At 31.1% G+C, this 20,826-nt stretch carries 19 protein-coding genes; 3 read left to right on the forward strand and 16 right to left on the reverse strand.

Features of this window, described 5'->3' with window-relative positions:
* From C8N27_RS06600 to C8N27_RS06610, 3 genes are all read right to left on the reverse strand, one after another.
* Entirely contained in the window at positions 1–777 is a 777-nt protein-coding gene (locus tag C8N27_RS06600; protein WP_121146734.1) for a carboxypeptidase-like regulatory domain-containing protein, read from the reverse strand.
* A gap of 133 nt (positions 778–910) precedes the next feature.
* Complete coding sequence (locus C8N27_RS06605; RefSeq protein WP_121146735.1) at positions 911–1,444, reverse strand: lipocalin family protein; 534 nt, start codon at positions 1,442–1,444, stop codon at positions 911–913.
* Between the two features lie 268 nt (positions 1,445–1,712).
* Positions 1,713–2,231, reverse strand: coding sequence for a lipocalin family protein (locus C8N27_RS06610; protein ID WP_121146736.1), 519 nt, complete (start codon positions 2,229–2,231; stop codon positions 1,713–1,715).
* Between the two features lie 67 nt (positions 2,232–2,298).
* On the opposite strand from C8N27_RS06610, the gene pepE reads away from it, so the two are divergent.
* Positions 2,299–3,006 (forward strand): dipeptidase PepE, encoded by a 708-nt coding sequence (gene pepE, locus C8N27_RS06615; protein ID WP_121146737.1) that lies wholly within the window; start codon positions 2,299–2,301, stop codon positions 3,004–3,006.
* 151 nt (positions 3,007–3,157) lie between these two features.
* Here pepE and C8N27_RS06620 read toward each other — a convergent pair whose 3' ends face one another.
* The 8 genes from C8N27_RS06620 to C8N27_RS06655 all read right to left on the reverse strand — a co-directional run bounded on the left by C8N27_RS06620 (position 3,158) and on the right by C8N27_RS06655 (position 11,243).
* The gene (locus C8N27_RS06620; protein WP_121146738.1) at positions 3,158–4,630 is read right to left on the reverse strand and encodes a serine hydrolase; all 1,473 of its coding nucleotides are present in this window, start codon (positions 4,628–4,630) and stop codon (positions 3,158–3,160) included.
* 118 nt (positions 4,631–4,748) lie between these two features.
* On the reverse strand, positions 4,749–5,849 hold the full coding sequence (locus C8N27_RS06625; RefSeq protein WP_121146739.1) for a helix-turn-helix domain-containing protein: 1,101 nt from the start codon (positions 5,847–5,849) through the stop codon (positions 4,749–4,751).
* A gap of 184 nt (positions 5,850–6,033) precedes the next feature.
* Positions 6,034–6,663 (reverse strand): cation efflux transmembrane domain-containing protein, encoded by a 630-nt coding sequence (locus C8N27_RS06630; RefSeq protein ID WP_121146740.1) that lies wholly within the window; start codon positions 6,661–6,663, stop codon positions 6,034–6,036.
* A gap of 162 nt (positions 6,664–6,825) precedes the next feature.
* Complete coding sequence (gene folD, locus C8N27_RS06635) at positions 6,826–7,710, reverse strand: bifunctional methylenetetrahydrofolate dehydrogenase/methenyltetrahydrofolate cyclohydrolase FolD (RefSeq protein WP_099214514.1); 885 nt, start codon at positions 7,708–7,710, stop codon at positions 6,826–6,828.
* 89 nt (positions 7,711–7,799) lie between these two features.
* Complete coding sequence (gene ffh, locus C8N27_RS06640) at positions 7,800–9,128, reverse strand: signal recognition particle protein (RefSeq protein ID WP_099214513.1); 1,329 nt, start codon at positions 9,126–9,128, stop codon at positions 7,800–7,802.
* Positions 9,129–9,299: 171 nt separating this feature from the next.
* On the reverse strand, positions 9,300–9,854 hold the full coding sequence (locus tag C8N27_RS06645; protein ID WP_121146741.1) for a DUF1572 family protein: 555 nt from the start codon (positions 9,852–9,854) through the stop codon (positions 9,300–9,302).
* A gap of 52 nt (positions 9,855–9,906) precedes the next feature.
* The gene (gene msrB, locus C8N27_RS06650) at positions 9,907–10,374 is read right to left on the reverse strand and encodes a peptide-methionine (R)-S-oxide reductase MsrB (RefSeq protein WP_099214511.1); all 468 of its coding nucleotides are present in this window, start codon (positions 10,372–10,374) and stop codon (positions 9,907–9,909) included.
* A complete protein-coding gene (locus tag C8N27_RS06655) occupies positions 10,371–11,243 on the reverse strand; it encodes an alpha/beta hydrolase (protein ID WP_121146742.1) in 873 nt (290 codons plus the stop codon). The genes msrB and C8N27_RS06655 overlap by 4 nt, the downstream gene beginning before the upstream one ends.
* A 132-nt stretch (positions 11,244–11,375) precedes the next feature.
* Here C8N27_RS06655 and C8N27_RS06660 point away from each other — a divergent pair, with 132 nt between their 5' ends.
* Positions 11,376–12,185: a M48 family metallopeptidase gene (locus C8N27_RS06660; protein WP_121146743.1), complete on the forward strand. Its 810-nt coding sequence runs from the start codon at positions 11,376–11,378 to the stop codon at positions 12,183–12,185.
* A 68-nt stretch (positions 12,186–12,253) separates the two neighbouring features.
* Positions 12,254–13,549, forward strand: a complete 1,296-nt coding sequence (locus C8N27_RS06665) for an MFS transporter (protein WP_099214508.1) — start codon at positions 12,254–12,256, stop codon at positions 13,547–13,549.
* A gap of 83 nt (positions 13,550–13,632) precedes the next feature.
* On the opposite strand, the gene C8N27_RS06670 is transcribed toward C8N27_RS06665, so the two are convergent.
* From C8N27_RS06670 to C8N27_RS06690, 5 genes are all read right to left on the reverse strand, one after another.
* The gene (locus tag C8N27_RS06670; protein ID WP_121146744.1) at positions 13,633–15,255 is read right to left on the reverse strand and encodes a pseudouridine synthase; all 1,623 of its coding nucleotides are present in this window, start codon (positions 15,253–15,255) and stop codon (positions 13,633–13,635) included.
* A 45-nt stretch (positions 15,256–15,300) separates the two neighbouring features.
* Positions 15,301–17,073: an AMP-dependent synthetase/ligase gene (locus tag C8N27_RS06675; RefSeq protein ID WP_028892070.1), complete on the reverse strand. Its 1,773-nt coding sequence runs from the start codon at positions 17,071–17,073 to the stop codon at positions 15,301–15,303.
* A gap of 72 nt (positions 17,074–17,145) precedes the next feature.
* Positions 17,146–18,918, reverse strand: a complete 1,773-nt coding sequence (locus C8N27_RS06680; protein WP_121146745.1) for an AMP-dependent synthetase/ligase — start codon at positions 18,916–18,918, stop codon at positions 17,146–17,148.
* A gap of 66 nt (positions 18,919–18,984) precedes the next feature.
* Positions 18,985–19,686 (reverse strand): LytR/AlgR family response regulator transcription factor, encoded by a 702-nt coding sequence (locus C8N27_RS06685; RefSeq protein ID WP_121146746.1) that lies wholly within the window; start codon positions 19,684–19,686, stop codon positions 18,985–18,987.
* Positions 19,679–20,809, reverse strand: a complete 1,131-nt coding sequence (locus C8N27_RS06690; protein WP_121146747.1) for a sensor histidine kinase — start codon at positions 20,807–20,809, stop codon at positions 19,679–19,681. The genes C8N27_RS06685 and C8N27_RS06690 overlap by 8 nt, the downstream gene beginning before the upstream one ends.
* Between the last annotated feature and the right edge of the window lie 17 nt (positions 20,810–20,826).

Below are 20,826 nucleotides of genomic sequence, written 5' to 3' on the forward strand. Positions count from 1 at the left end.
TTATTTTTTGGTAACTCTTATATTTTCATTTTCTAATAGGTAAGGGGAAGTTTTACTATTTTCAATTAAAACAGCTGTAAGCTCTAAAACTTTATCTTTATTATATAGGTTTATAATTCCTTTTGAAATGCACGCTTGCAAAAACTGATTAATGCTTTCTCTCTTTATTTTTAGTTGTTGTACAAAAAAGCCATCGGTAAAGTGCTTTCTAATTTTTTCAATATTTTTATCTTCAATAGTTGCCTTTTTTAATTGTTTTTTTAGCTTGTTCTTTCCATTTAAAGCATTAATAAGGCCAGTTAAATTAATTGCTACTCCCGATTGAATTTTTACTGTTTTTTCATCTTTTGGTTGTATAACATTAGCATAGGGGAGTTTTAGGGTTTTTGCATTAACAATAGGAGCATTGCTAAGAATATCGTTATCAATTTCTAAAATACTTTTTTGTCTTTCTAGCACAACCTCATCTAACATGTGTGTTTTACTATCAACAAAAATTACAATATTTTTAGCTTTTATATGCTCTTTAGTAATAGTAACCTCTTTATACTCTAGGTTAAGGTGAGAAATTAATAAGGTATTATTTTCTGCAGCTAAAATTTCAAAACGTCCATTTTCATTAGAAACCGCACCAATGGCCATTTTTTTATTAATAATATGTACATCTTGTGTAGCAATACTATCTATAAACACAGTACCAGTAATAATTTTAGGTGTGTTTTGCGCGATAGCAATACAAGAGAAACAAGTAAAAAGAACAAGTAACAATTTTTTCATATCACAAATAAACCACCAAGCAGTCTTAAAAATGTTTTAAGAACATGGTAAATTTTTGTTAAACAAAGAAAAAAGACCGTTTGAAAAATAACTTTCAAACGGTCTTACGGCATTTAATAAAAAGTATAAAATGTTATCTTTCTAAAACAATTGTTGCTGTTCCTTCTGTTTTAATAACATCATTATCTACAACCTTATTTTCAGATAAATCTTGTTTTAACACCATTCTGTTTTTAGAAAATGACTCAACAGTAAATTTTGATTGTATTACATTACTATTACCGTTTTTAAATATTAGTTCATTTCCTTTCACTTCCCATTTACCAGCACTTAAACCTTGTATAGCAGTTGCATTATGGTTTGTAGTTTCTACCTTATCATTAATCTTTGTTTTAGTTACTATTTTCACAGCTCCTTTGGTTGTATATTTATTAGAGTTTTGTGAAAAGTTAAACGAAAAGTTATAATCTTCTCCATGAATGTTAGACTTGCTGTCGTATGATAAAACACGCGAAGTAACTTTAGTTGTATACTCAGAAGTTAAACTAGTTAAATTCCATGTACCTTCAAGTTCTATAAACGAAGTGTTTTCTGTAATAGGAATTTCAACAGAATCTGAACAAGAGAATAATAATGTAATTGTAAAAAGGAAAAATAAATTTTTCATAGTTTTATATGCTTTTGATTTATAAAATAACACCTACAAAAACAACTAGGACTTGAATAACCCTACTTTATTTATCAAATAATTTTACGGTTTATTTTTAACTACATATTTTAGCCATAAATACTCGTAAAGCATAGTGTTTATAGTAGGTTGTAAAACATACGTTTAGCACAAACAAAAGGTGAATTATTAAACTTTTAATGAAGAAAAAGACCGTTTGAAAAATATTTTTCAAACGGTCTTGTAATTTTTAATATATGTTAGAAACTTATCTTTCTAATATAACTGTAGCATTACCTACAATTTCCACCCCAACACCTTGAACTGTTTGGGTTTCATTTATTTTTTGTTTTAAAACAAGCTTATTTTCAGTATAAGAATCGATAATTATTTCAGAAGAAACATCATTGTTCTTTGTAATAAGTTTATTTCCTTTAATTTCCCATTCTCCAGATTCTAAATCCATAATAGAACCCGACTCTATTTCTTGAGTTTCTACTTCTCCATTAGTATTGGTTTCTGTAACAATAGTAAGAGATCCTTCAGTAGAATATTCATTAGGATTATCAGAAAAGGTCATTGAAAAATTATAATTTTTACCATAAATAGATGTTGTACTTTTAACAGTATTTCCTTGATAAGAAAATTTGTTAGTTACATTTGAGGTCAATTCAATTAGGTTCCATTTACCTACAAGGTCATCATTTGAAATTTCTACCAAATCATTGCTGTCTGAACAAGAAAATAGAAGAAAAGAGATACTGAATACAAAAAGTATTTTTTTCATAGTTTTTAATTTTTTTTAATTATTGAGGTCAAAAATCATATTTTTGATTGAATAAACAAAGAAAATAATGAAAAAACTAATTGTAGCAAGTACATCTACCGTTCATGGTAGTGGGTACCTAGAATATATTTTACCCACCTTAAAAAACTTTTTTAAAGAAGCAACTACCATACTATTTATTCCGTATGCACGCGCAAGCGGAAAAACATATGATGAATACACTTCTGTAGCTCGCAAAGCTTTTGCTACAATTGGTAAAGAAGTGGTTGGAATACACGAGTTTGATAACCCGAAGGATGCTGTTTTAAAAGCTGAAGCAATTTTTACAGGTGGAGGTAATACGTTTGAACTGGTAAACCAATTATATAAAAATGATATACTACCAGATTTAACAACGGCAGTTGAAAACGGAACTCCGTATTTAGGTACTAGTGCAGGAAGTAATATTTGTGGGGTAACTATGATGAATACGAACGATATGCCTATCGTATATCCACCGAGTTTTAAAACCTTAGGGTTTATTCCGTTTAATATTAATGCGCATTATTTAGATCCTAATCCAGACTCTACCCACATGGGCGAAACACGAGAAACACGTATTAAAGAGTATCATATATTTAACGAAACTCCTGTGTTAGGACTACGTGAAGGTAGTTGGTTAGAGGTTAACGGAGCAACTATTACGTTAAGAGGAAGTTATACCGCACGTTTATTTAAACAAGGAAAAGAACCAGTAGAGTTGCCTACTGATACTGAGGTTAACCAGTATTTTTAATACGATTTTATAGAGAATAACTTATAAAAGAGAACTCCAAACAGCAGTTTGGAGTTTTTTTATTCATAAAGGTTGTTGATTAACTATTTTCTTGTCTTCACTCATAAGCTAATATGGTGTTTTTTGGAGGTGAAAATCTACTCACACAAGTTTACTGTATCTTATTAAACTCTATAGGTTCTTTTTGAGAGTACATTTTTAATGATGTAATTTTTCCTTTAATATTATTCATAAATTGAATGTCAAATTGAGGATTAAATACGTCTTTAAACTCTTTAGTAGGTTTTAAGAAAAAAGAGTCATAGTTTAAATGCTCCAACTGAAATTTATAGGTAGGTAAAATAGCATATAGTTTACCATTTTCTTTAACAATATCTATCCTTCCAAACCCTTTAGCCTCATAAGCGCCACAAAATGAATTTAAAGAATAGGTTGGCATTTTATCCTTATTAAATTGCTTATAAGGCATAGGCTTATATATTTCTTTTACTTTAACTGGATAGTTAGGTTCTGGGGTAATATTAAATAATCTTCTTGTAATAGTGTCCACTATCATATAAGGTAAGAGAGAGTTATCTTGGTTGGTTAAAACCACAATTCCTATGTTTTCAAAAGGAAATAGTGCCAGATCTGAACTAAACCCGTAGGTGTTTCCTCCGTGTTCAACTCTAAAACGTCCGCAGCTAGATCGTAGACGCCATCCAAAGCCTTCTCCGAATAAAAAAGCGTCTTTTTCATAACTTCCTTCGTTACTATTTTGAAGAGTTGTTGCTTTCTTTATGTATTCTTTAGGAATGATTTGAGAGTTTTTATATACGCCGTTGTTTAACCAAGTTAATATCCAATTAGTCATATCATTTACAGTACTCTTAATGGCACCTGCAGCACTAATGGTGTTAAATTCTTCGAAGGTTACTCTCTCAATTTCTCCTTTATATATACCATAGGGTAAAGAGTAATTAGACGTTTTTTTCATTTTATCTAATATGATATATGAATTAGTCATTTCTAGTGGAGTAAATATCTTTTCTTTAATATTGGTTTCCCAACTATCTCCTGTAACTTGCTCAATAATTGTTCCTGCAAGGGTGTATGCCATATTACTATAGGCAAAACTATTTTTTACTTCAGCTTCAGGTTTTAAATATTTGAGACGTTGTACCATCTTCAATCTGTTTTTCTCTGGAAAGAATATTTGTGTAGTTCCTTGATTTCCTATTCCGCTTTTATGGCTTAAAAGGTCTTCAATGGTTATTAAATTGTTCATGGTGTCGTTATAAAACTCAAAATTTGGAAGATAAAATGCTGGTTTGTTTTTTAGAGATACTTGATTTTTAGATGCTAAAATACCTAAAACAGATCCTGTAAATGATTTAGTAACAGACCCAATAGGAAAAATAGTATTGGTAGTAACAGGTAGTTTATTTTCTAAATCTCTATAACCAAATCCTTTTGAGTATATCACTTTGTTATTTTTAACTACAGCCACAGATACCCCGACGGCCTTGTATTTTTTCATCAATTGATTAATCTCACTTTCAATATCCTTTAGTTCTTTTGGTGTTTGTTGACTAAAGCAGAATTGAATAGTTATTATTAATATGAGAGAGTTAATAAACTTCATGTTTGTACAGTTTTAATTTGATGCAAATATGAATTATTACGCGTTTATAAACGTCCGAGTAAAGAAAGTCGGACTCATTTTTATGTAAAAAAGAGTACAATTAAAAGTAAGACCAAGTTTAAACTCTTGATTTTCTGTATTGTGTTGGAGTTTGGTTTGTTGCTTTCTTAAAAGCACTATAAAATGAAGACTTAGAATTAAAACCTACTTCGTATAAGATTTCTAATACTGTAAGGTCTTTTTTAGAAGGGGCTTGTAGTAGTGTTTTTGCATCATTTATACGGTACTCATTTATAAAATCAAAAAAGTGTTTTCCTAAATGATGATTAATTAATAGCGATAATTCTTTTTCTGGAATCTCGGTTTTAACAGATAGTTTTTGCAAGGTTAATTCAAAGTCTAAATACGGTTTTTTATCATTCATAAACGTGATGAGTGTTTCTAAGTACTGGCTTTCAACCTCGCTCTCTTTCGCACTTAATGCCTTGGTTTTCTTTTTTGAAGTAGTACTAAGTGGCTCTAAGTTCATATTTATACCCGTAAAAAGTTGTGGATAGTACAACGCTTTTAACACAAAAAAGATAGTAATAGATAAAACAGAAAAACTTATTAATAGATTAATATTTAAAACGTATTCTTGATAGATAGAGTTGGATAAAAACCATCTTACCAGCACAAATGAGTGAGCTATGCAAGAAAATAATGTAATTTGAAATAGCCATTTATAAACGGCATAATTGGCGTTTGAATAGTTTTCAAGATAGATTGTTTTGTATTTTTTCAAAACTATAAATATGGCAATGATGTAACTAATAAATTGTATTTCACTGACTATTTCATAAAGTAATAAGCTCTGATTAGATGCATCCGTAATATAAAAAATGACTAGAAAAACGATAAATAAGAAGAAATGAATAGCATGCTCATGCTTTTTTGTAATCTTAAAATTTGAATAACAAGCTGATAATACATAGAGATAGAACAAAGGTAATTGCAGTAGGCTAGAGGCTACTTTTAAATTTTGAATAGCAGGATATTGTAGAGTTTTGTTTGTAAATAAACCTATTAAATCAAATGTAATAACCAGTAAGTAAATACCAAAAATTGTATTTGGCACTTTATTTTTTGTTTTAACAGTAAAAAGAAAAACAGAAAGAAGTATCATCATAAATACAATAATCTTTCCAATACTTTCAATAAGTTCTATTTTACTTTCCAATAGCCTTGTGTTTTTATGAGTAATCTCTCTGTACGCTACAAAAAACAATATTCATATTTATTGTACAATCGTAGCCAAAGGTGGCTAATATAACAAAAAAGGTAATTAAACAGGTGTTTAAGAAGTAGAGGGTTAGAAAGGAGGAGAGTAGTAGTTTTATATTTATTGCACGTTGATTTTTTATCTAATCGCAATAGCAGTTTTTATCGCTTTTAGCTTTTTCAAAGCATTCTCTTCCTTCTTTAAAGGCAAAGTAAGAAAGTCCAAGTGTTCCAATACTGTCTATGTAAGGAATATTAAACAATTCATAAACTCCGCTACTCACAAGTAAAATTATAGACATATAAACACAGACCATTGTACAATTTGCATCGGCTAAAATTGGTACGGAATTAAGTTGATTACCAACCTTTCTTTTCCAAACAACCAATATCCACATTATTAGGATAGAAATTATAGAAATAACAACTCCCCAAAAAGTTGTAAGTGGTTTATGTCCTGTCCAGATATTATAAATACTGGTTACTACAAGTCCAAAAACCAATATATAAAAAGCAATTCCAGTAATTCTTAATGCTGTTCGCTCAAAATCATCACGTTTACTATTAGGATTTTTTTGAATTCTTACTATCATATGGGCAATTCCAAGTCCTGAAATAACCTCTATAAAACTATCTGATCCAAAACCAAAAAGAGCAAGACTTTCATCTTCAAACCCTAAGTATGTTGAGATAATTCCTTCTGCAATGTTATAGATTATTGTAAATATTGCAAGTCCAAATGCTATTTTATATAGTTTTTTGTTATCTGCCATTAAAATCTATTTTATTCTGTTTCTCAAGACTTTTACAACTTGACACTAAACAATATAACAAAAAGATAGTTAAATATGGTTAACAAGTGCTTTTAACTGATATTACAACAAAAAAAGACTGCTTTTAAGGGCAGTCTTTTGTATTATATATAATGTGTGTTTTTAATCTTCTTCTTGTCTACGTTCACAAGCCAATAAGGTGTTTTTTAATAGCATTGCAATTGTCATAGGTCCTACACCGCCTGGTACAGGTGTAATGTGAGATGCCTTTTCTTTTACCTCATTAAAAGCAACATCACCTACCAATCTAAAACCTCTTTTCTTAGAAGGGTCGGCAACTCGTGTAATACCTACATCTATAATTACTACATCATCTTTTACCATATCACCTTTTAAAAACTCAGGAATACCAATAGCAGCTATAATAATATCTGCTCTTTTAGTAACCTCTTTTAAGTTTTTGGTTCTACTATGTGTTAGAGTAACGGTTGCGTTTCCTACTTTTCTTTTTTGTGATAGTAAAATACTCATTGGGCTTCCTACTATATGGCTACGACCAATAACTACTACATCTTTACCAGAGGTTTCAATATTATAACGATCTAACAATTCTAAAATTCCAAAAGGAGTTGCAGAAATGTACGTTGGTAAGTTTAATGCCATTTTTCCTACATTCATAGGGTGGAAACCGTCTACATCTTTATCAGGGTTTACAGCCATTAATACCTTTTGTTCATCAATATGATCGGGTAGGGGTAGTTGTACTATAAAACCATCAATATCATTATCAATATTTAAAATAGCAATTTCGTTTAATAATTCTTCTTCAGTAGTTTCTTCAGGAAGACGAATTAAAGTAGATTCAAACCCTACGCGTTCGCACGCTTTTACTTTTGCATTTACATAGGTTAAACTTGCTCCGTCGTTACCAACGATAACAGCTGCTAAATGTGGTGTTTTTTTATCGTTAGCTTTTAATGCTGCTACTTCTAAAGCAATTTCTTCTTTAATGTCTGCTGATGTCTTTTTACCGTCTAGTAAAATCATTTGTGTGTGTTGTTGTGTGTTATTCAGTGTGTTGTTGTTAATTTAAAAAGAAAAAAGAGAAGTCGACAAAACTTCTCTTTTATTTAATATTATCTCATGCCTTTCATCATTTGCATCATTTTTCTTCCGCCACCACCTTGCATCATCTTCATCATTTTGCTCATTTGATCGAATTGCTTCATTAACTGGTTAACTTCTTGCACCGAAGTTCCGGAACCTTTAGCAATTCGTTTTTTACGACTTGCATTAATAACAGAAGGAGTACTTCTTTCTTCAGGAGTCATAGAGTGTATAATGGCTTCAATTCCTTTAAAAGCATCGTCGTCAATATCAACGTCTTTTAATGCTTTACCAGCACCAGGAATCATACCTACTAAGTCTTTCATGCTACCCATCTTTTTGATTTGATTGATTTGATTTAAGAAATCATCAAAACCAAACTGATTTTTAGCAATCTTCTTTTGTAATTTTCTAGCTTCTTCTTCATCGTATTGTTCTTGGGCACGTTCTACTAACGAAACAACGTCTCCCATTCCTAAAATACGATCAGCCATACGACTTGGGTGGAATACATCAATAGCATCCATTTTTTCACCCGTACCTATAAACTTAATTGGCTTATTTACTACCGATTTAATAGATATTGCAGCACCCCCACGTGTATCACCATCTAACTTGGTTAAAATAACTCCGTCAAAATTTAATACATCGTTAAAGGCTTTAGCTGTGTTTACAGCATCTTGCCCTGTCATAGAGTCTACCACAAATAAAGTTTCTTGTGGTTTTACTGCTTTATGGATGTTAGAAATTTCGGTCATCATTTCTTCATCAACAGCTAAACGACCCGCGGTATCGATAATTACCACATTTTTACCGTTTGCTTTTGCATGCTTAATAGCATTTTGAGAAATTTCTACCGGATTTTGATTTCCTTCTTCTGCATATACCTCAACTCCAATTTGCTCTCCAACAACACGTAACTGGTTAATTGCGGCAGGACGGTATACATCACATCCTACTAATAAAACTTGTTTAGTTTTCTTAGTTTTAAGATAGTTAGCTAATTTACCAGAAAAGGTTGTTTTACCTGAACCTTGTAAACCAGACATTAAAATTACAGTAGGTGAACCTCCTAGGTTAATACCAACAGTATCACCACCCATTAACTCGGTTAATTCATCCTTAACCAATTTCACCATTAATTGCCCAGGGTTTAACGTTGTTAATACGTCTTGACCTAAGGCTTTTTCTTTTACTGTTTTGGTAAAATTCTTTGCTATTTTAAAGTTAACATCGGCATCTAATAAAGCTCTACGAACTTCTTTTAGAGTTTCCGCAACGTTAACTTCAGTAATTTTTCCGTGTCCTTTCAGCGTGTGTAACGCTTTATCTAACTTTTCGCTTAAATTATTAAACATGTATCGGCTTCATTTTTTAGAGGCACAAATTTAGTTATTAGTTGTTAGTTTTTAGCAATTTGTTTACAGATTTTTTCTGCTTAATAGTATAAAAGTGTGTGTTTTTTTATGATTTGTAAGAATAGCAGTCTATTTTTTTAGTTTTTCTATTGGTGTGAATAGGAGTAAATGCTATAAATCATCAGTAAAATGTTTGCGACTTTTTTCTTGACTAAATTTTTCTTGATTGAAGTTTTTTGAAGCATTTTTAGGAATGGATAAGGATTCCCACTTTTCGTTTTGTAACATTTTCCCTAAAAATACAATTTGACCAATATGGTATGGGTAGTGACAAATTTGACGATTAATTGCTTCGATTACAGTATGTCCTTGATTTCTTATGTAGATGATTTTTTCTAAATCGGTTTCTTTTAAAGAATTAATAGTGTTTAAAAAGCAATTCCATCCTTTTTCCCAATAGGCAATCATTTCTTCTTTGGTTGAAAAGGTTTTTACAAATTCATCATCTCTATTTCTCCACGATTTTTCTCCATCTTCAGTAAAAAAGTTGGTCCAACGTGATAGCATATTACCCGCAATATGTTTAGCTATTACAGCTATAGAGTTACTTTCTTGATTATATTGGTAAAATAGTTCTTCTTGGGTAAGTTGATTAAAAGTTTTATCGCCTAAACTTTTATAGTAGGTTATTTGTTTTCTTATACTTTCTAAATAGGAGTTTTGCATGGCATATTTTTTAATAAAAAAGACTGGTTAAAACCAGCCTTAATTTACAATTTTATTTTTTAGGAATAAACTCTAAAGCAACTCCATTAATACAGTGACGTTTACCAGTAGTTTTTTTTGGACCATCATTAAAAGAATGCCCTAAATGTCCGCCACACTTATTACATTTTAACTCTGTTCTAGCATAGCCTAGTTTATAATCTGTATCAAGCTCTACATTTCCCTTAATTGCTCTATCAAAAGAAGGCCATCCACTACCTGAATCATATTTGTTTTCAGATTTATATAGCGGGGTTTTACAGGCTGCACATACATAGGTCCCTTCTTTCTTGTTAAAGTTTAAAGGGCTTGAGTTTGGACGTTCTGTACCTGCTTCTCTAAGAACATAATATTGTTTTGGCGTTAGCAACTGTTTCCACTCACTATTGGTTTTATTTATCGGGTATTTTTTCTTTTTTTGAGCATTTACAGTAGTACTAACCGTTACTATTAAAAGGAATAAAACAACTAATTTTCTCATGGTTCTTTAATTATAAAATCAACAATTTTGGAAGCTACTTTCGGGTTACGAAGAATTCTAGTGTGTCCTAAGCCTTCAGTAATTAAAAGTTTTCCATTCTGTAAGTTTTGACGTATTGCTACAGCACAACTTACATCAACATCACCATCAAATGAGTCATGGACTACTAGAGTAGGTATTTTTACACTTTTAGCTTTTACACTTGAAGAGTGAGTATCAATATCTCGTTGCCATTTTTTATCAAACAAGCTCTTCATTTTATGAGCTATGATAGGTTTTACTTGTAAGTTTTTAGTAAAGTTTAAAATAACATCTGATATTTTATCTGCTGCTCCTACGGTAACCAATTTGTTTACAGTAAAACCTTCTGAAAAGGCATTATAAAGGCATACACCACCGAAAGAGTGTCCTATAGCAGCTTCAAATGGTCCAAATTGTTTATTGATTTCAGCAATGGTTTCTAAAAATTCAGGCATTTCAGTAGTTTTTCCTGTAGACTTTCCATGTGCTGGTCCGTCGAAAGAAATAACCATATAGCCTTTTTCTAGTAACTTATCAGCAATCATATATAATTGAGTACTTCTTCCTGCCCAACCATGTACCCATAATACTTTTTTAGTAGAGTAACCATACGATAGCACTTGAACATCTCTTGAAATAGATGGCACATTTATTGTTTTCTTTTGAGCACTCTCTAACATTACTTTTTCCCTTTTAGGAATAGGGAAGTTAACAGGAGTCGTAAAAAGCCTAGCCCCAAACTTAGCAGCTTTACTTACAGATATAAACTGCAAAGCTTTAGCTGAAAATATTACAGGTTTAGGAATTTTAATACTAGGTTCAGCAGTTTTTGAATGCGTAAAATTCATGAATTGGTTTTTAAGATAAAGATAGAATTTGTAGCTTTAAAGACATAATATATTATCAAGTTTGTGACAAATAAGTTAATTTTGTGTCATAAAATATACAACCAAGAACATAGAACTTTAAACTATTAAACAATGAAAAAAATTATAGCCCTAACATTTTTAGCCGCTTTTTTAGTAGAGTGTAGCACTGTGCCAATTACGGGAAGAAAAAGATTAAATTTTGTGAATGATGCTCAAATATTACCAGCAAGTTTTGCACAATACAAGGGGTTTTTAGAAGAGAATAAACTATCTACTAATACTGCTAAAACGAATGAGATTAGACGTGTAGGGAAAAATATTTCTATAGCTGTAGATCGTTTTATGCGAGCTAATGGTATGAAAGCAGAAGCTGATGCTTATAAGTGGGAATTTAATTTAGTTGAAGATAAAACTGTAAATGCATGGTGTTTACCTGGTGGGAAAGTAGTTTTTTACACAGGAATTCTACCAATTTGTGCTAATGAAGATGGTATTGCAGCGGTGATGGGACACGAAGTTGCTCACGCATTTGCAAAACATGGGCAAGAACGTATGTCTACAGGTCAGTTACAACAACTAGGAGGAGTAGCTTTAGCTTTAGGTACTCAAAACAGTGAAAATGCTGAAATGTGGAATATGGCTTATGGTTTAGGAACTCAAGTAGGGGTAATGTTACCATTTAGTAGACAACATGAAACTGAAGCTGATAAATTAGGGTTGGTTTTTATGATTATGGCAGGGTATAATGGAGAAGAAGCAGCAGAAGTATGGGTACGAATGAGTCAACGTTCAGGAGGAGGAGCTCCACCAGAATTTATGAGTACACACCCATCTAATCAAACGCGTATTCAGACTTTAAGAAATTTTTTACCTGAAGCTAAAAAGTTAGCGGCAAAATACAACATGCCTACGAGTAAATAAGATTGATAAATTATAGTATATTGCAAACCGTTCATTTTAAATGAACGGTTTTTTTTATTAGAATTTATATGTACAAAATAGGAGACAAGAAGTTAATTAATGGATGGGCATTTTACGATTGGGCCAATTCAGTATATTCATTAGTAATTAGTACAGCCGTTTTTCCGTTGTATTACAGCGGAGTAACGGAAGGTAAAATAGTAAGCTTTTTGGGTATGGATTGGGAGCATCCAGATAGTTTATATAGCTATGCTTTATCGTTTTCTTTTTTAGTAGTAGCTTTTATTTCTCCAATTTTATCAGGTATTGCAGATTATACGGGAAGTAAGAAAAAGTTTATGAAGTTTTTCTGTACACTAGGATCATTATCGGTAATGAGTTTGTACTTTTTTGATGGAATAGACACTGTGTGGATTGGAATCTTATTTACTGTTTTAGCAAGTATAGGTTTTTGGGCAAGTTTGGTGTTTTATAATGCTTATTTACCAGAGGTAGCTCATCCAGAACAACAAGATAGAGCCAGTGCCAAAGGTTTTGTATATGGATATATTGGTTCTGTTATTTTATTACTAATAAATTTAGCTATGATTATGTTTCCTGAAACTTTAGGTATTAGTGCAGGAATGGCGTCTAGAATTTCCTTTGTTATGGTAGGTTTATGGTGGTTAGGGTTTGCTCAAGTTACCTTTAAACGTTTACCAGGTAATGTATACAACAAGAAACCTGAAAAAGATTATATATGGAAAGGGTACAGAGAGTTACAAATAGTAATTAAAGAGCTATTAAATTACCCAACCTTAAAACGCTTTTTAATTTCTTTCTTCTTATTGAGTATTAGTGTACAAACTATTATTTTAATGGCAGCTATTTTTGGTTCATCAGAATTAGGGTTGTCTTCTACGAGTTTAATTATTACCATTTTATTGGTGCAAATTGTTGCAATTTTAGGAGCTGTTTTATTTTCAAGGTTTTCAGAAAAATGGGGAAATATAACTGCTTTAAAAGTAACGATTGCAGTGTGGATGTTAGTTTGTTTTTGTGCTTTTTCTTTAGATAAATCTCAAGAGTATGTTGATATCTATTTTTATGGGTTAGGAGGTTTATTAGGGTTAGTACAAGGAGCTATTCAAACCTTAACACGTTCTACGTATTCAAAATTATTACCAGAAACAGAAGATCATGCCACGTATTTTAGTTTTTATGATGTTACCGAAAAAATAGCAATTGTTTTAGGAACAGCTGTATATGGAGCATTAAATGCAATTACAGGTTCTATGCAGTGGAGTGTGTTGTGTTTAGCTATTTTCTTTTTAGCTTCATTTATTATTTTAAGCACACTTAAAAAGACAAAATATGTAGTATAAAATTGTGCAATATTAGCTACACAAATAATACTTAAAACTATTTTAAAATAAGTTTAAGGGTTTTTTTGGCTATCGCCCTGCGATTAAAAAGGTGCAGGAGCAATAAAGCTTACTTGTTCTTTTGAAGTAGGGTGTACAAACGTAATTTTTTCAGCATGTAAATACAACCTATCTGCTTTCTTTCCGTATAAATCATCACCTATAATAGGAGTGTTTAGCCCTAAAATGTGTGCAGCATGTATACGTAACTGATGTGTACGTCCTGTTACAGGGTAAAAGTACACTTTGGTTTTATTGTCTATAGTTTCTATAGTTTCCCATTTAGTAAGTGCTTTTTTTCCATGTTTATAACAAACAAGCTGTTTAGGGCGATCATTTAGGTCTACTCTAAGTGGTAACTCAATAATCCCTTTTTTATCTTTTAAAACACCTTCTAATAAAGCTACGTAGCGTTTCTGTACAGTTTTATTAATGAATTGTGCCTGTAAAGCTTTATAAGTGTCTTCATTTTTTGCTATTAATAGTATTCCTGAGGTTGACATATCTAAACGATGTACAACTAACGGGCCTGTAGCTTTTGGATATAATTTTTGAATACGACTAAAAACAGAATCTTTAATTTCTTTACCAGCAACTGACAATAATTCATGGGGTTTGTTGATTACTAATAAATCTGCATCTTCATGAATAATTGTAATTTCTTTTTCTTCTTTTAATTGCGCCACTAATGGGTTTTCTTCTACAGTTACTCCTTGTAACATGTGTGTTAAAATAGGTTTACATTTACCAGTGCAAGCAGAGTAGTAGTTTAGATGTTTTCTTATAGAGGTTTGCAAAGGCTTACCCCACCAAAACTCGGCCATACAAATAGGTTTTAGTTGATGTTTGTATGCATATTGAAGTAATTTAGGAGCGCAACAATCACCAGTACCAGCAGGAATATTTTGTGTAGAGTCAGTAAAAATATCTAATAAGTTTTTAGTTTCTCCTCGATAATTAAGAAAAGCATACTTTTTAAATATTTCTTGTTGAGCCCAGGCTGAAATATTTGCTCGTTTCTGCTTTAACTCCTCAATTTGCTGCTGTTTTGTGTCGTATACTTTTTTTAAAGGAGCTATTTTATCGTTTAAATACACTTCATATTCACGTAAGTAAAACTCTTCGTTAATATTTAACTGATTGTTTTGTTTTGCTAATTCTTTTCTAAGTTTTCTACGTTGTTTAATTTTAGACTGCTCTTTTGTTAAAAGGTTATCATGTAGTTGTTGTGTTTTTTGATATATTTTTTTTATTTCAATAAAATCAGAAGCGTTTTCTAAGCTTACTATTTTATGAGTTAATTCATTGAGCTGTTCTTCTGTTTTAATATAAAATTCATTTGCATCTAACACATCAAATACTGGCGGAACAAAATATTTATGTTGTGTGCTTTCAGCTAGTTTTCCTGAAAAAGCGGCTACATATCCTAAATTTCCATCTTGTTGCTCTATAACTAATACTCCAAACATTTTTCCAAGCGCTTTTACATCCTCAGGTTTTTTGATTCCGAAGTTGTGAGAAAAATCGGTTTGGTTTACTAAATACTCTTGTAATTCTTTAGTAGCTATTTGAGCTAAGGTGTGAGGTGAATAATTGTATGGATAATCGAATTTTTTTGGTAATTCAATGTTAGATATATCCGAAGAAAAAGAAATTATTTTTGTCATCTTAAAAGAAAAAAGTGTTGCTTTCACAACACTTTAAATAAACGATTATTCTCTATAAATTTTATCGTATAAGTCTTTATACATTTCTCTAATAATGTTTCGTTTCATTTTCATCGTAGGGGTAAGGTGACCACTATCAATAGACCATTCTTCTGGAGTTAATTCAAACTTTTTAATAGTTTCCCATTTACCAAATTTTGTATTGGCATAATCAACTTCTTCTTGAATACGTTCTATGACTTTAGGATTACTTACCAAGTCTTTATTATCTCCTAAGGTAACGTTATGTCTTTGTGCCCATTCACGTACAAACTCAAAGTTTGGTTGAATAAATGCAGCAGCCATTTTTTCACCTTCACCAATAACCATTACTTGTTCTATAAAACGAGATTGTTTTAACTGACCTTCTAATAATGGTGGAATAATATACTTACCACCTGAGGTTTTAAACATTTCTTTAGTACGTCCAGTTATTTTTAAGAAACCATCTTCACTTAATTCACCTTTATCACCTGTATGGAAATATCCGTTTTGTAATGCTTCAGCGGTTTTTTCAGGGTCTTTGTAATACCCTTGCATTACGTTAGGGCCTTTTACTAGGATTTCACCGTTATCAGCTATTTTTACTTCAACACCATCAATTAACTTACCTACAGTCCCTATTTTAAAACCACCATTACGCATATCATTTACTGAAATAACAGGAGAAGTTTCAGTAAGACCGTAACCTTCCATTACAGGCATTCCAGCAGCTGTAAATACTCTTGTTAAACGAGATTGTAATGCAGCAGAACCAGATACCATTATTTTTAATTCTCCACCTAAAGCAGCTTGCCATTTAGAGAATATAAGTTTTCTAGCAATACTTAATTTCTTCTCATACCACCATCCGTTAGCTCCATATGGCTCATATTGTAAACCTAAGTCTATAGCCCAAAAGAATAATTTCTTTTTAATTCCTGTTAAGTCAGCTCCTTTGGCATATATTTTATCATATATTTTTTCATATAATCTAGGAACAGCGGTCATTACATTAGGCTTTACCTCTTGTGCATTTTCACTTAATTTATCAATAGCTTCTGCAAAATAAATAGAGATTCCACAATATTGATATAAGTATAATAGCATACGTTCAAAAATATGACAAACAGGTAAAAAGCTCAAAGCTCTTCCTTGTCCATTTTCAAGCGGGACTCTTTTTTCACTACTCAATACATTTGAAACTATGTTTTTATGACTTAACATAACTCCTTTAGGGCGTCCTGTTGTTCCAGAAGTGTAAATTAAGGTAGCTAAATCGTCAGTTTTAACAGCAGCTTTACGCTCTTCAACTTCATTTTGATTACTATTATCTTCGCCTAATGCTAAAACTTCTTTCCAACTTTTTTCTCCTTGAATATCATCAAAAGTAAAAACTTCTTTAAGCTTTGTATTTCCTTTTATTTGATTTAGCTTTTCTAAGATGGTATCATCTGAAACAAAACAATAAGTAGCTTCAGAGTGGTTTAAGATATATTCGTAGTCTTCTTTTGAAATGGTTGGATAAATAGGAACGTTTTGAGCTCCTGTTTGTAGTATTCCAATATCACAAATATTCCATTCAGTTCTATTGTTGGTTGAAATTACAGCAATTTTATCGTTTGGTTGTATTCCTAATCGTAATAAACCTCTACTTATAGCGTTGGCTTTTTCTATATACTCATTTGTTGATATAGATTGCCATTCACCATTGTATTTAGTGATAAATGCTTTTTTTAAATTATATTTTTCTTGTTGATAATAAGGAAAGTCAAAAAGACGCGTAATTTCAATCGACATATGTTCAAATTTTTGGGCTTTGCAAAGTATGAAAAATACCCCGATTGCACAAGTTGTAGTTTACTGGTTGATTTATTGAGGATTATATATTTTTTGGTATAGATTATTGTATTTTTCTAAGATAATTTTTCGTCTCATTTTTAATGTCGGAGTTAAATGACCTGCATTTGTAGTCCATTCATCAGGAGTAATTTCAAAACGTTTTATTTGCTCCCATTTACCAAACTTCTCATTACAAAAATCAATTTCTTTTTGAATTCGTTTGATTAGTTTTTTATCTGTAGTTATATCTGTAATAGTATGGTTATGTCTTTTAGCCCATTCTTGAACAAATTCTGAAGCTACTTGGATTAATGCTGCAGGCATTTTTTCTCCTTCACCAATAACCATTACTTGTTCTATAAAACGTGATTTTTTTAATTCACCTTCTAGTATAGCAGGAGCAATATATTTACCTCCAGAAGTTTTGAAGATTTCTTTTTTTCTATCCGTAATCTTTAAAAAACCTTCATTATCTAGTTCTCCGATATCTCCCGTATGAAAATAGTCGTTTTCAATAGATTCGTCAGTTTTTTCTAAATCTTTATAATAACCCATCATTACGTTAGGGCCTTTAACTAAGATCTCTCCATCATCAGCTATTTTTACACTTACGTTTTCAATAACTTTCCCAACTGTTCCTATTTTAAAGCCATTATTTCGCATATCGGTTACAGAGATAGCAGGAGAAGTTTCGGTAAGTCCGTAGCCTTCAAAAACAGGAATTCCTGCAGCTGTAAATACTCTAACAAGTCTAGCTTGTGTAGGAGCGCTTCCCGCTAACATAAATTCTAATTGTCCGCCTAAAGCTTCTTTCCATTTTGAGAAAATAAGTTTACGGGCTATAGAGAGCTTAAACTCATACCACCAACCATTTTCTTTGTATGGTTTATACTGTTCTCCTAGTTGCAATGCCCAGAAGAATAGACGTTTTTTTATACCTTTTAAATTACTTCCTTTATCAACTATCTTATCAAAAACTTTTTCTAATAATCTAGGAACAACTGCCATAAAATGAGGTTGAATTTCACGTAAATTATCCCCAACTTTATCAATACTTTCAGCAAAATGAATTTCAAAGCCCATATATTGACAATAATAAGATGCTGCACGCTCAAAAATGTGACAAATAGGTAAGTAGCTAATAACTCTTTTTTTATTTCCTTGTAAATCGAGTCTTTTCCCTACAGCAAAAACGTTACTAACAATGTTATTGTGTGAAAGCATAACTCCTTTTGGAGTTCCAGTAGTACCTGAGGTATAGATAATAGTAGCTAAATCGTATGGTTCTACAACTTTTTTTAATTCATTCACTGTTGTTTGATGGGTTTCATCTTTGCCAAGGTTTAGGAAAGAGTTCCATCCATAGTCTGTCTCTAGATCTTCAAAAGTAAACACCTTTTTAAGTTGTGTTTGTTCTTGAACTTTTATTACTTTTTGATAAAGTTCATCATCAGAAACAAAACAATAAACACTATCAGAATGATTTAAGATATAGGCATAATCTTTTTCTGAAAAAGTAGGATATAAAGGTACATTTACAGCTCCTATTTGCATAACTCCTATATCTAAAATATGCCACTTTGGTTGATTTACAGAAGTAATCACAGCTATTTTATCTCCAGGTCTAACACCAAGGTTTAGTAAAGCTTTACTTATGGTATTGGCGTCTTCAATGTATTTTTGAGTAGATATACTTTTCCATTCATTGTTTACTTTTGAAACTAAGCAGTGTTGTTGAGGATAGTTTTTTAGTTGGTGATAGGGGAAATCAAAAAGACGTGTAACTTTTGAAGATATATGCATGTAAATGATTTTGGTGACGCATAAATCTATGAAAATAAAAGAGATAAATAAAAAATTAAATTGAGGTTAGTTGTAAAGTTTACTAACACTGCTTTTATAGGTTTGACCAATAGGAACCTTATGCTCATGAATTATAATACGGTTACCTTCTATAAACTTTATTTTATCTACTGCAACAATGAATGATTTATGTACTCTTAAAAATTGAATAGGATTTAATAGAGATTCGTAATGAGAAATTTTTTCATGGCTTACAATCATTTCATCTGCTAAAAATAGTTTAGTATAATTTCCATAAGCTTCGATAAATAACAAATTATTTAAATCAATCTGATGGTGCTTTTTATCTCCCTTGATAAACAGTCGGGTATTGATTTCATTTGACTCTATGCTTTCTTTGTGGATTGTTTTGGTAGGTAGTGTATCTGATACTTTATTTACAGCTTTTACCAAACGATCAAAACTAAAAGGCTTTAAAAGATAATCCACAACATTTAGCTCAAACCCTTCTAGGGCATATTCTTTGTAGGCAGTAGTAATAATGGTTTTAGGAGGGTTAGACAGCGTCTTTAAAAAATCTAAGCCTTTTAATTTAGGCATGTTGATATCTAAAAACATAAAATCAACTGTATGTTCATTTAAAAACTGCATAGCTTCCATAGCATTATAGCAACTTTTTTCTAATTGAACATGAGGTAGCATGCTACAAAATTCCGTTATGATTTCATGTGCTAAAGGCTCATCATCAATAATTATATATTTAAGCATGCTTCGGTATTTTTAAAAGTGTTTTGTAAAAGTTGTTTGTAATATCAATATTTAGTTCATGTTGTTGCTTGTACAACAAAGATAATCTTCGTTTTAAATTTTGCAGTCCAATTCCTTTAGAGTTAGTTATTTCATTAGGATCAAAATTGTTTTCTATTTCAAAGTAAATAAAATCATCATTATCATATAAATAGACATGAATAAAAGCATTTTCTGCTAGTGTTTCTATACCGTGTTTAAAAGCATTTTCAAGTAAGATAATGTATAGTAGTGGCGGAATATTTAGATTCGTATCTATGTTATGGTTAAAGGTAATTTCAACAGACTTTCTGTAACGGATTTTATGTAGCTCAATGTAATTATTTAAGTATGCTATCTCTTCTGAAATTTTTACAGTTTCTTTTTCCCCGTCATAAATTGTGTAGCGCATCATATCAGATAGTTTTAATATAACTTCTGGTGCTTGAGGTGAGCTTTTAACTGTTAAGGCATACAGGTTATTTAGAGTATTGAAGAAAAAATGCGGGTTTATTTGTGTTTTTAAGAGTGATAATTCTGTTTTAGACTTTTCTTTTTTTAGCTCTTGTATCCATTTCCATTGTTCAAAAACCCAAAGAAAAAAGAAGATAGGAATGGGTATGAAGAAAATATAGAACGGAGTTTCTTGCTTTACTTTTAAATAAGCTTCTAAGTCACCAGAAAATAATCGTAGGTATAAAAAATATAAGAGTAGAGGTGTGTATAGTAGTGCTATGAATTTCCAGTATTTTTTTATGAAGTTGGGCACTAAAAAATAAGCTAGCCCACACCAAAATATCATTAATAGAATGAAGGTGATAGGATTATCTGGAAGCTTCATAAATGAATCAATAAGCACAGTAATAAAAAGTAGTACAAAAAGAACAGCAATACCAAATACAGCTTTCTTTTTCCTTTTTAAGTATTGATAATTATGTATGGGTAAAGCAATAACAAGTGCCCAAAAAACAGTAATTACAATAACCTCAACAGGTTGATCATTCGGTATATTTAGAAAATTCAGATAATCTAATAAGGTGAATAATGGAACAATAATTAAGAATCCAATAAGAAAAGCTTTGTATTTCTTTAAAAAATCTATCATACCTCAAAATTACTCAT

The organism is Tenacibaculum discolor (genome assembly GCF_003664185.1).
Lineage (GTDB): Bacteria > Bacteroidota > Bacteroidia > Flavobacteriales > Flavobacteriaceae > Polaribacter > Polaribacter discolor.

What these genes read in the sequence shown, in the direction of transcription:
- C8N27_RS06600 (WP_121146734.1), bottom strand. Translation starts at nt 777, where the DNA reads ATGAAAAAATTGTTACTTGTTCTTTTTACTTGTTTCTCTTGTATTGCT.
- C8N27_RS06605 (WP_121146735.1), bottom strand. Translation starts at nt 1,444, where the DNA reads ATGAAAAATTTATTTTTCCTTTTTACAATTACATTATTATTCTCTTGT.
- C8N27_RS06610 (WP_121146736.1), bottom strand. Translation starts at nt 2,231, where the DNA reads ATGAAAAAAATACTTTTTGTATTCAGTATCTCTTTTCTTCTATTTTCT.
- pepE (WP_121146737.1), top strand. Translation starts at nt 2,299, where the DNA reads ATGAAAAAACTAATTGTAGCAAGTACATCTACCGTTCATGGTAGTGGG.
- C8N27_RS06620 (WP_121146738.1), bottom strand. Translation starts at nt 4,630, where the DNA reads ATGAAGTTTATTAACTCTCTCATATTAATAATAACTATTCAATTCTGC.
- C8N27_RS06630 (WP_121146740.1), bottom strand. Translation starts at nt 6,663, where the DNA reads ATGGCAGATAACAAAAAACTATATAAAATAGCATTTGGACTTGCAATA.
- folD (WP_099214514.1), bottom strand. Translation starts at nt 7,710, where the DNA reads ATGATTTTACTAGACGGTAAAAAGACATCAGCAGACATTAAAGAAGAA.
- ffh (WP_099214513.1), bottom strand. Translation starts at nt 9,128, where the DNA reads ATGTTTAATAATTTAAGCGAAAAGTTAGATAAAGCGTTACACACGCTG.
- C8N27_RS06645 (WP_121146741.1), bottom strand. Translation starts at nt 9,854, where the DNA reads ATGCAAAACTCCTATTTAGAAAGTATAAGAAAACAAATAACCTACTAT.
- msrB (WP_099214511.1), bottom strand. Translation starts at nt 10,374, where the DNA reads ATGAGAAAATTAGTTGTTTTATTCCTTTTAATAGTAACGGTTAGTACT.
- C8N27_RS06655 (WP_121146742.1), bottom strand. Translation starts at nt 11,243, where the DNA reads ATGAATTTTACGCATTCAAAAACTGCTGAACCTAGTATTAAAATTCCT.
- C8N27_RS06660 (WP_121146743.1), top strand. Translation starts at nt 11,376, where the DNA reads ATGAAAAAAATTATAGCCCTAACATTTTTAGCCGCTTTTTTAGTAGAG.
- C8N27_RS06665 (WP_099214508.1), top strand. Translation starts at nt 12,254, where the DNA reads ATGTACAAAATAGGAGACAAGAAGTTAATTAATGGATGGGCATTTTAC.
- C8N27_RS06670 (WP_121146744.1), bottom strand. Translation starts at nt 15,255, where the DNA reads ATGACAAAAATAATTTCTTTTTCTTCGGATATATCTAACATTGAATTA.
- C8N27_RS06675 (WP_028892070.1), bottom strand. Translation starts at nt 17,073, where the DNA reads ATGTCGATTGAAATTACGCGTCTTTTTGACTTTCCTTATTATCAACAA.
- C8N27_RS06680 (WP_121146745.1), bottom strand. Translation starts at nt 18,918, where the DNA reads ATGCATATATCTTCAAAAGTTACACGTCTTTTTGATTTCCCCTATCAC.
- C8N27_RS06685 (WP_121146746.1), bottom strand. Translation starts at nt 19,686, where the DNA reads ATGCTTAAATATATAATTATTGATGATGAGCCTTTAGCACATGAAATC.
- C8N27_RS06690 (WP_121146747.1), bottom strand. Translation starts at nt 20,809, where the DNA reads ATGATAGATTTTTTAAAGAAATACAAAGCTTTTCTTATTGGATTCTTA.